The organism is Bacillus sp. (in: firmicutes) (assembly GCA_012842745.1).
In the GTDB taxonomy this organism is placed as follows: domain Bacteria; phylum Bacillota; class Bacilli; order Bacillales; family Bacillaceae_J; genus Schinkia.
Window position 1 is genome coordinate 36,616 of record DUSF01000005.1, and the last position, 8,716, is coordinate 45,331.

Consider the following 8,716-nt stretch of genomic DNA (forward strand, 5'->3'; position numbering starts at 1 on the left):
AGGGATAGTAGTGGGTCAAAAAGTAAATCCTAACGGACTTCGCGTCGGCATCATTCGGGACTGGGAATCAAGATGGTTTGCTGGTAAAGATTATGCTGATCTATTGCATGAAGATATTAAAATCCGTGAATATATTAACAAACGTTTATCAGATGCAGCGGTTTCAAAAATTGAAATCGAACGTGCTGCAAACCGTGTGAATATCGCTATCCACACTGCTAAACCAGGAATGGTTATTGGTAAAGGTGGAACAGAAGTTGAAGCACTTCGTAAGGCGTTAAACGAGCTAACCGGGAAGCGTGTTCACATTAATATTATGGAAGTTAAAAAGGCAGATATCGACGCAACGTTAGTAGCTGAAAATATTGCTCGCCAATTAGAAAATCGCGTATCTTTCCGTCGTGCCCAAAAGCAAGCAATTCAACGTGCGATGCGTGCAGGTGCTAAAGGTATCAGAACAATGGTTTCTGGTCGCCTTGGTGGAGCTGATATCGCTCGTTCAGAACATTATAGTGAGGGTACAGTACCACTTCATACTTTACGTGCAGATATTGATTATGGAACTGCAGAAGCTGACACTACTTATGGTAAGTTGGGTGTTAAAGTATGGATTTACCGTGGTGAAGTTCTTCCTACAAAGAAAAGAGCAACGAAAGATGAGGAAGGAGGAAACCAATAATGTTATTACCAAAACGTGTTAAGTATCGCAGAGAACACCGTGGAAAAATGCGTGGTCGTGCTAAAGGTGGTACAGAAGTACACTTCGGTGAATTCGGTTTACAATCACTTGAAGCTTCTTGGATCACTAACCGCCAAATTGAAGCCGCTCGTCGTGCAATGACTCGTTATATGAAACGTGGCGGTAAAGTTTGGATAAAGATCTTCCCATCTAAGCCATTTACAGCAAAACCATTAGAAGTACGGATGGGTTCCGGTAAAGGTGCTCCTGAAGGCTGGGTAGCGGTAGTAAAGCCAGGGAAGGTAATGTTTGAAATTGCAGGTGTATCAGAAGAAGTAGCTCGCGAAGCATTACGTCTTGCTGCCCATAAGTTACCTGTTAAATGTAAGTTTGTAAAACGTGAAGATATTGGTGGTGAAACTAATGAAGGCTAATCAAATCCGTGATTTAACCACTGCCGAAGTTGAACAAAAAGTTAAATCTTTAAAAGAAGAATTATTTAACCTTCGATTCCAGCTTGCGACTGGTCAATTAGAAAACACTACTCGTATTCGTGAGGTTCGCAAGGCGATTGCTCGCATGAAGACGATTATTCGTGAAAGAGAACTTGGTGTTAACAATCGATAATCGAGAGGAGGTTAGCGTAAATGAGTGAACGCAACCAACGTAAGGTATATGTAGGTCGTGTTGTATCTGATAAAATGGACAAGACGATTACAGTAGTTGTAGAAACTTACAAAAAACATTCACTATACGGTAAACGTGTTAAATACTCTAAAAAGTATAAAGCTCATGATGAGAACAACCAAGCAAAAATTGGCGATGTTGTAAAAATCATGGAAACTCGTCCTTTATCAGCTACAAAACGATTCCGTTTAGTTGAAGTTGTAGAAGAAGCGGTAATTATTTAATTTAAAGTTCGGATATAAATTGTGTTCCGAAAGGAGGTACTGATCGATGATTCAACAAGAATCTCGTTTAAAAGTGGCTGACAACTCAGGTGCACGTGAAGTTTTAGCAATTAAAGTTCTTGGTGGTTCAGGCAAAAAGACAGCTAACATCGGTGATGTTATCGTATGTACTGTCAAGCAAGCAACACCAGGGGGCGTTGTCAAAAAAGGCGACGTTGTTAAAGCGGTAATTGTACGCACAAAGAGTGGTGCACGTCGTGTTGACGGCTCATATATTCGTTTTGATGAAAATGCTTGCGTAATTATTCGTGATGATAAGAGTCCACGTGGTACTCGTATCTTTGGTCCAGTGGCCCGCGAATTGCGCGAAAGAAACTTTATGAAAATTGTTTCATTAGCTCCGGAAGTACTATAAAGAAAAGATCTTATTATTAGCCTTGAAGGAGGTGTCTATAAGATGCATGTCAAAAAAGGTGATAAAGTACAAGTAATCTCTGGGAAAGACAAGGGCAAACAAGGTGTTATCCTTGAAGCGTATCCGAAAAAGGACCGCGTCCTAGTTGAAGGTGTTAACATTATTAAGAAACACTCAAAACCAACACAAATGAATCCTCAGGGTGGAATTATGAGCCAAGAGGCACCTATTCATGTATCAAATGTAATGCCAATCGACCCTAAGACTGGCAAGCCTACTCGTGTAGGTTATAATGTGGTTGACGGTAAGAAAGTGCGTATTGCAAAAAAATCAGGTGAAGTTTTAGATAAATAGATTGTTATGAAAGGAGGTCGCGACTAGTGAATCGCCTAAGAGAAAAGTTTAATAAAGAAGTAGTTCCAGCTCTTGTGAGCAAATTTAACTATAAATCTGTCATGCAGGCACCTAAAATTGAAAAAATCGTTATCAATATGGGTGTTGGTGACGCAGTTCAAAACTCAAAAGCACTAGATAGTGCAGTTGAAGAATTGGCTGCCATCACAGGTCAAAAGCCTGTTGTTACGAGAGCGAAAAAATCAATTGCGGGTTTCAGATTACGTGAAGGAATGCCAATCGGTGCGAAAGTTACCCTTCGCGGTGAGCGTATGTATGAATTCTTAGATAAATTAGTTTCTGTTTCGTTACCTCGTGTACGTGACTTCAGAGGTGTTTCTAAGAAATCATTCGATGGCCGCGGTAACTATACACTAGGTGTTAAAGAACAATTAATTTTCCCTGAAATTGATTACGATAAAGTATCTAAAGTACGTGGCATGGACATTGTTATTGTTACTACTGCTAATACAGATGAAGAAGCTCGTGAGTTATTAACTCAAGTGGGCATGCCGTTCCAAAAGTAATTAAAAAGGAGGGAAATTCGTGGCCAAAAAATCAATGATCGCTAAGCAAAAACGCAAACAAAAGTTTGCTGTTCAAGAATATACTCGTTGTGAACGCTGTGGTCGTCCGCATTCAGTATTACGCAAATTTAAACTTTGCCGTATTTGTTTCCGTGAATTAGCATACGCAGGTCAAATCCCTGGTGTTAAAAAAGCAAGTTGGTAAACCCTTAAATTGGGAAGGAGGTAAAATATATGGTAATGACTGATCCAATTGCAGATATGCTTACTCGCATTCGTAATGCTAATATGGTACGTCACGAGAAGCTTGAAGTCCCTGCATCTAAACTTAAAAAAGAGATCGCTGAAATTCTAAAGCGTGAAGGCTTTATCCGTGACGTTGAATATATCGAAGATAACAAGCAAGGAATTATTCGTATTTTCCTTAAATACGGTACAAATAATGAACGAGTTATTACTGGCTTAAAACGCATTAGTAAGCCTGGATTACGTGTTTATGCAAAAGCAAATGAAGTACCGCGCGTACTTAATGGCCTTGGTATCGCAATTGTTTCAACATCAAGTGGTGTTGTAACAGATAAAGATGCCCGTGCGAAACAAATTGGTGGAGAAATCCTAGCATACGTTTGGTAAGATTTTTTGAAGAATGGAGGTGCAATAGATGTCTCGTATTGGTAAGAAAATACTTGAGATCCCACAAAGCGTTACTTTCACAAATAAAAGTAACGTAATTACTGTAAAAGGACCTAAAGGCGAGCTAACTCGTGCTTTTCATCCTGATATGAATATTAAAGTAGAGGATAATGTTCTTACTGTAGAACGTCCTTCAGATAATAAGGAACATCGTTCATTACATGGTACAACACGTAGTCTCCTTGCTAATATGGTAGAAGGTGTTACGAATGGTTTTGAAAAAGGACTTGAATTAATCGGGGTTGGTTACCGTGCTTCTAAGTCTGGAACTAAGCTAGTTCTTAACGTTGGATATTCACACTCAGTAGAAATTCAACCTGAAGCAGGTATTGAAATTGAAGTTCCTTCTAACACAAAGATTATTGTTAAGGGTATTGATAAAGAGCGTGTTGGAGCAGTTGCTGCAAATATTCGTGCCGTTCGTCCGCCAGAGCCATATAAAGGTAAAGGGATTCGTTACGAAGGCGAATTTGTACGTCGCAAGGAAGGTAAGACTGCCAAGAAATAACGCTTCTTAGAGTAGAAGAAAGGAGTGAATCCGAGAATGATTACTAAGCTTGACAAAAATGCTGTACGTAAAAAGAGACATGCTCGTGTGCGTGCTAAGGTAAGTGGGACTGCTGAGCGTCCACGCTTAAATGTATATCGTTCCAATCAGCATATTTATGCGCAATTAATAGATGATGTCAATAAAGTAACTTTAGCTAGTGCATCTACGGTTGAAAAAGATGTGAATCTTGAATCAACTGGAAATATTGCAGCAGCTCAAAAAATCGGTGAATTAGTTGCAAAACGTGCACTTGAAAAAGGTGTTAAAGAAGTAGTTTTTGACCGTGGCGGCTACTTATATCATGGAAGAATTAAAGCTTTAGCAGACTCTGCTCGCGAAGCTGGTCTCGAATTCTAATCATAAAGGAGGGAAATTAATGCGTCGTGTTGATCCAAATAAATTAGAGCTTGAAGAGCGCGTTGTTGCGGTTAACCGTGTAGCAAAAGTAGTTAAGGGTGGTCGTCGCTTCCGCTTTGCTGCGCTGGTTGTTGTTGGAGATAAAAATGGTCATGTTGGTTTCGGAACAGGTAAAGCACAAGAAGTTCCAGATGCGATTCGTAAAGCTATTGAAGATGCGAAGAAAAACCTAATTAGTGTACCGCTTGTTGGTACAACTATTCCACATGAAGTTATTGGAAACTTTGGTGCTGGCAATGTACTATTAAAGCCTGCTCTTGAAGGTACTGGTGTTATCGCTGGGGGTCCTGTACGTGCAGTACTAGAATTAGCAGGTATTGGAGATATTCTTTCTAAGTCATTAGGAACTAATACTCCAATTAATGTTGTCCGTGCTACTATTGAAGGATTGAAAGATTTAAAAGTTGCAAATGAAGTGGCAAAGTTACGTGGTAAAACGGTAGAAGAACTGTTAGGATAAGGAGGGAAAACAATGGCAAATAAACTTCAAATCACCCTCAAACGCAGTGTTATCGGTCGTCCACAGGACCAAAGAACTACTGTAAAAACATTAGGATTACGCAAGTTACATCAATCAGTTGTTCACGAAGACAATGCGGCAATTCGTGGAATGATTAATAAAGTATCTCACTTAGTATTAGTAGAAGAAGTTTAATTATAAATTTTCAATATAAGAGGAGGTGCAAGAATGAAACTACATGAGTTAAAACCAGCAGAAGGTTCTCGTAAAGAGCGTAACCGCGTAGGCCGTGGGATGGCTTCAGGAAATGGTAAAACATCAGGTAGAGGTCACAAAGGTCAAGGTTCTCGTTCAGGCGGTGGTGTACGTCCTGGATTTGAGGGCGGACAAATGCCTCTTTTCCAACGTTTGCCTAAACGTGGTTTTACAAATATCAATCGTAAAGAATATGCGATTGTTAATCTTGAAACATTAAATCGCTTCGAGAATGGTACAGAGGTAACTCCCGAATTATTGCTTGAAACTGGTGTTGTCAGCAAATTAAATGCTGGTGTGAAAGTACTAGGAAATGGTAAGTTAGAAAAGAACCTTACTGTTAAAGCACATAAGTTCTCGTCTTCTGCTAAAGAAGCTATCGAGGCAGCTGGCGGTAAAACTGAGGTGGTTTAATGTTTGAGACAATCTCCAATTTTATACGAGTTGGTGAAATAAGAAGGAAAATTGTATTCACCTTATTAATGCTCGTAGTTTTTAGACTCGGTAGTTTTATACCAGTTCCAGGAGTAAATGCAGAGGTACTAAAGCTCAGCGATCAAGGTGTATTTGGACTTCTCAATACATTTGGCGGCGGAGCTTTAAAGAACTTCTCGATTTTTGCAATGGGGATTATGCCATACATTACTGCATCTATCATTATTCAGCTTTTACAAATGGATGTAGTACCTAAATTTACGGAGTGGTCTAAACAAGGAGAGGTTGGACGACGTAAGTTAGCTCAGTTTACCCGCTATGGTACAATCGTACTCGGTTTTATCCAAGCGGTCGGTATGTCTATCGGATTTAATAATATGTTTCCAGGCTTAATAAACAATCCTGGGTTACCAACATATTTACTTATCGCTTTAGTATTAACTGCTGGAACAGCGTTCCTGCTTTGGTTAGGTGAACTTATTACATCACATGGGGTTGGTAATGGAATTTCCATTATAATCTTTGGAGGTATTGTTGCTGCGATTCCAACGGCAGCTAACCAAATTTATGCTCAACAAATTGAAGGTGCAGGAGAAGCGCTGTTTTTACGAATTGTAACAATTGTATTGTTATTAGTTGCTGTAATAGCAGTTATCGTCGGGACGATTTTTATTTCACAAGCGCTTCGAAAAATACCGATTCAGTATGCGAAGAGACTTGTAAATCGCAGTCCAGTTGGTGGACAATCAACGCACTTACCGATTAAAGTGAATGCTGCAGGGGTTATTCCGGTAATCTTTGCAATATCATTTTTAATAACACCACCAACTATTGCAGGCTTTTTTGGAACGAATAAGGTCACTACTTGGATTACAACAACTTTTACGTATTCACATCCAATTGGTATGATTATTTATGTCGCCTTAATTATAGCGTTTACTTATTTCTATACATTTGTTCAAGTAAATCCTGAACAAATGGCGGAAAACCTGCAAAAACAAGGTGGCTATGTTCCAGGTATTAGACCAGGAAAGAGCACCCAGGAGTACTTAACTCGTATTCTTTACAGATTAACATTAGTGGGATCCATATTCTTGGCAATCATTGCAGTACTTCCTGTATTCTTTGTGAACATTGCGGGATTACCGCAATCGGTACAAATTGGCGGTACCAGCCTATTAATTGTTGTCGGTGTTGCACTTGAAACAATGAAGCAGCTGGAAAGCCAATTAGTAAAGAGACATTATAAGGGATTCCTGAAATAGTATTTTAGAGGTTAGGGTATCTTCCCTATACCTCGCCAGAATATAGGGGGGTAAAGATGAATTTAGTATTAATGGGGTTACCGGGAGCTGGAAAAGGGACGCAAGCTGAAAAAATCGTAGCAAAATATGATATACCTCATATTTCAACGGGTGACATGTTCCGTGCCGCTATCAAAGATGGCACAGAATTAGGCATGAAGGCAAAGTCGTATATGGACCAAGGTGCACTTGTCCCTGATGAAGTTACGATTGGTATCGTGAAAGACCGTCTTGGAAAAGATGATTGTAAAAAAGGTTTTCTTTTAGATGGATTTCCTAGAACAGTTCCACAAGCAGAAGCCCTTGAAGTTCTCTTAACTGAACTAGATCGACCAATTCATTACGTCATTAACATTGGTGTTGATACTAGTAAGCTAATGGAACGTTTGACTGGGCGCCGCATTTGTAAATCATGTGGATCTACGTACCATATGGTATTCAATCCACCTCGTCATGAGGGCGTGTGTGATAAGTGTGGTGGCGAGCTTTATCAACGTTCTGATGATAATGCAGAAACTGTAGGGAACCGTTTAGAAGTAAATATAAAACAAACTCAACCATTGCTTGATTTCTATAGTGAAAAAGGGACACTACGAAATATTAATGGTGATCAGGATATTAATGATGTATTTAAAGAAGTAGATCAACTCCTTGGAGGCTTAAATGGATGATCATTTGTAAAACTGAGCGCGAGATTGAAATTATGCGTGAAGCAGGGAGAATCGTTGCACTTACACATCAAGAGCTAAAGAAGCATATAAAACCGGGAATAACGACCAAGGAATTAGACAATATAGCTGAAAAGACCATCCGATTCTATAACGCAATTCCATCCTTTAAGGGATACAATGGTTTTCCTGGAAGTATATGTGCATCTGTGAATGAAGAGCTAGTGCATGGTATTCCTGGTAATCGCGTTCTACGCGACGGTGATATAATTTCAATTGATATCGGTGCAAAGTATAATGGCTACCATGGAGACTCCGCTTGGACATATGCTGTAGGAACCATAGATGAAAACACAACGAAGCTATTAGAGGTAACCGAACAATCTTTGTACAAAGGTCTAGAGGAAGCGAAAGCCGGTGTAAGATTATCGAATATCTCGCATGCGATTCAAACATATGTAGAGGCAAACGGTTTTTCCATTGTTAGAGAGTATGTGGGGCATGGAGTTGGGCAGGATCTTCATGAAGATCCGCAAATTCCACATTATGGACCTCCTAACAAAGGACCACGGTTAAAGCCTGGTATGGTGCTTGCTGTTGAACCTATGGTGAATGCAGGTACACGTTATGTTAAAACACTTTCAGATAACTGGACTGTTGTTACAGTTGACGGCAAAATGTGTGCTCATTTTGAACATACGATTGCAATTACTGAAACTGGATATGAAATTTTAACAAAAGCCTAAGTGAAGGTGATAATGGGTGAACGAACCTGAGTCGAGTCCGCGAATAGGTCAGTTAGTTAAAATTGTGCAAGGAAGAGATGCTGGTCAATTTGCAGTAGTAATAAAAATCCTCGATGAGCGTTTCGTGTTTATTGCCGATGGTGATAAACGTAAATTTGATCGGCCAAAGAAAAAGAACATTAATCATCTTGAGTTTTTTGATTATGTTTCTCCGGAAGTTCAGAACAGTATTAGTGAAACTGGTCGTGTGACAAATGGAAAGC

Annotated in this window: 18 protein-coding genes; all 18 read left to right on the plus strand. The window is 39.6% G+C overall.

The window, feature by feature from the left end:
- The first annotated feature begins 10 nt into the window (after positions 1–10).
- Positions 11–679 (plus strand): 30S ribosomal protein S3, encoded by a 669-nt coding sequence (gene rpsC / locus GX497_01220; protein HHY71857.1) that lies wholly within the window; start codon positions 11–13, stop codon positions 677–679.
- Positions 679–1,113 (plus strand): 50S ribosomal protein L16, encoded by a 435-nt coding sequence (gene rplP / locus GX497_01225; protein ID HHY71858.1) that lies wholly within the window; start codon positions 679–681, stop codon positions 1,111–1,113. The genes rpsC and rplP overlap by 1 nt, the downstream gene beginning before the upstream one ends.
- Positions 1,103–1,306, plus strand: a complete 204-nt coding sequence (gene rpmC, locus GX497_01230; GenBank protein ID HHY71859.1) for a 50S ribosomal protein L29 — start codon at positions 1,103–1,105, stop codon at positions 1,304–1,306. The genes rplP and rpmC overlap by 11 nt, the downstream gene beginning before the upstream one ends.
- A 20-nt stretch (positions 1,307–1,326) precedes the next feature.
- The gene (gene rpsQ / locus GX497_01235) at positions 1,327–1,590 is read left to right on the plus strand and encodes a 30S ribosomal protein S17 (GenBank protein HHY71860.1); all 264 of its coding nucleotides are present in this window, start codon (positions 1,327–1,329) and stop codon (positions 1,588–1,590) included.
- A gap of 46 nt (positions 1,591–1,636) precedes the next feature.
- On the plus strand, positions 1,637–2,005 hold the full coding sequence (gene rplN / locus GX497_01240; protein HHY71861.1) for a 50S ribosomal protein L14: 369 nt from the start codon (positions 1,637–1,639) through the stop codon (positions 2,003–2,005).
- A gap of 42 nt (positions 2,006–2,047) precedes the next feature.
- Complete coding sequence (gene rplX / locus GX497_01245) at positions 2,048–2,359, plus strand: 50S ribosomal protein L24 (protein ID HHY71862.1); 312 nt, start codon at positions 2,048–2,050, stop codon at positions 2,357–2,359.
- Positions 2,360–2,385: 26 nt separating this feature from the next.
- On the plus strand, positions 2,386–2,925 hold the full coding sequence (gene rplE, locus GX497_01250; protein ID HHY71863.1) for a 50S ribosomal protein L5: 540 nt from the start codon (positions 2,386–2,388) through the stop codon (positions 2,923–2,925).
- A gap of 19 nt (positions 2,926–2,944) precedes the next feature.
- Entirely contained in the window at positions 2,945–3,130 is a 186-nt protein-coding gene (locus tag GX497_01255) for a type Z 30S ribosomal protein S14 (protein HHY71864.1), read from the plus strand.
- A 29-nt stretch (positions 3,131–3,159) separates the two neighbouring features.
- Positions 3,160–3,558: a 30S ribosomal protein S8 gene (rpsH, locus tag GX497_01260; protein HHY71865.1), complete on the plus strand. Its 399-nt coding sequence runs from the start codon at positions 3,160–3,162 to the stop codon at positions 3,556–3,558.
- A 28-nt stretch (positions 3,559–3,586) separates the two neighbouring features.
- Positions 3,587–4,126, plus strand: a complete 540-nt coding sequence (rplF, locus tag GX497_01265; GenBank protein ID HHY71866.1) for a 50S ribosomal protein L6 — start codon at positions 3,587–3,589, stop codon at positions 4,124–4,126.
- 36 nt (positions 4,127–4,162) lie between these two features.
- Complete coding sequence (gene rplR, locus GX497_01270; GenBank protein ID HHY71867.1) at positions 4,163–4,525, plus strand: 50S ribosomal protein L18; 363 nt, start codon at positions 4,163–4,165, stop codon at positions 4,523–4,525.
- A gap of 19 nt (positions 4,526–4,544) precedes the next feature.
- Positions 4,545–5,045 carry a 30S ribosomal protein S5 gene (rpsE, locus tag GX497_01275; protein ID HHY71868.1) on the plus strand — a complete coding sequence of 167 codons (501 nt, stop codon included), beginning with the start codon at positions 4,545–4,547 and terminating at the stop codon, positions 5,043–5,045.
- Between the two features lie 12 nt (positions 5,046–5,057).
- A complete protein-coding gene (rpmD, locus tag GX497_01280) occupies positions 5,058–5,240 on the plus strand; it encodes a 50S ribosomal protein L30 (GenBank protein ID HHY71869.1) in 183 nt (60 codons plus the stop codon).
- 33 nt (positions 5,241–5,273) lie between these two features.
- Entirely contained in the window at positions 5,274–5,714 is a 441-nt protein-coding gene (gene rplO, locus GX497_01285) for a 50S ribosomal protein L15 (GenBank protein HHY71870.1), read from the plus strand.
- Positions 5,714–7,000 (plus strand): preprotein translocase subunit SecY, encoded by a 1,287-nt coding sequence (gene secY, locus GX497_01290; protein ID HHY71871.1) that lies wholly within the window; start codon positions 5,714–5,716, stop codon positions 6,998–7,000. The genes rplO and secY overlap by 1 nt, the downstream gene beginning before the upstream one ends.
- Positions 7,001–7,056: 56 nt before the next feature.
- Entirely contained in the window at positions 7,057–7,710 is a 654-nt protein-coding gene (locus GX497_01295; protein HHY71872.1) for an adenylate kinase, read from the plus strand.
- Complete coding sequence (map, locus tag GX497_01300; protein ID HHY71873.1) at positions 7,707–8,453, plus strand: type I methionyl aminopeptidase; 747 nt, start codon at positions 7,707–7,709, stop codon at positions 8,451–8,453. The genes GX497_01295 and map overlap by 4 nt, the downstream gene beginning before the upstream one ends.
- 16 nt (positions 8,454–8,469) lie before the next feature.
- A partial coding sequence (locus GX497_01305; protein HHY71874.1) for an RNA-binding protein occupies positions 8,470–8,716 on the plus strand: 247 nt, incomplete at its 3' end.

Coding starts and splice junctions, on each gene's coding strand:
- rplX (HHY71862.1), top strand. CDS start 2,048: ATGCATGTCAAAAAAGGTGATAAAGTACAAGTAATCTCTGGGAAAGAC.
- secY (HHY71871.1), top strand. CDS start 5,714: ATGTTTGAGACAATCTCCAATTTTATACGAGTTGGTGAAATAAGAAGG.
- rpsQ (HHY71860.1), top strand. CDS start 1,327: ATGAGTGAACGCAACCAACGTAAGGTATATGTAGGTCGTGTTGTATCT.
- rplR (HHY71867.1), top strand. CDS start 4,163: ATGATTACTAAGCTTGACAAAAATGCTGTACGTAAAAAGAGACATGCT.
- rpsH (HHY71865.1), top strand. CDS start 3,160: ATGGTAATGACTGATCCAATTGCAGATATGCTTACTCGCATTCGTAAT.
- rpmD (HHY71869.1), top strand. CDS start 5,058: ATGGCAAATAAACTTCAAATCACCCTCAAACGCAGTGTTATCGGTCGT.
- rplP (HHY71858.1), top strand. CDS start 679: ATGTTATTACCAAAACGTGTTAAGTATCGCAGAGAACACCGTGGAAAA.
- rpmC (HHY71859.1), top strand. CDS start 1,103: ATGAAGGCTAATCAAATCCGTGATTTAACCACTGCCGAAGTTGAACAA.
- map (HHY71873.1), top strand. CDS start 7,707: ATGATCATTTGTAAAACTGAGCGCGAGATTGAAATTATGCGTGAAGCA.
- rpsE (HHY71868.1), top strand. CDS start 4,545: ATGCGTCGTGTTGATCCAAATAAATTAGAGCTTGAAGAGCGCGTTGTT.
- GX497_01295 (HHY71872.1), top strand. CDS start 7,057: ATGAATTTAGTATTAATGGGGTTACCGGGAGCTGGAAAAGGGACGCAA.
- rplO (HHY71870.1), top strand. CDS start 5,274: ATGAAACTACATGAGTTAAAACCAGCAGAAGGTTCTCGTAAAGAGCGT.
- rplN (HHY71861.1), top strand. CDS start 1,637: ATGATTCAACAAGAATCTCGTTTAAAAGTGGCTGACAACTCAGGTGCA.
- rplF (HHY71866.1), top strand. CDS start 3,587: ATGTCTCGTATTGGTAAGAAAATACTTGAGATCCCACAAAGCGTTACT.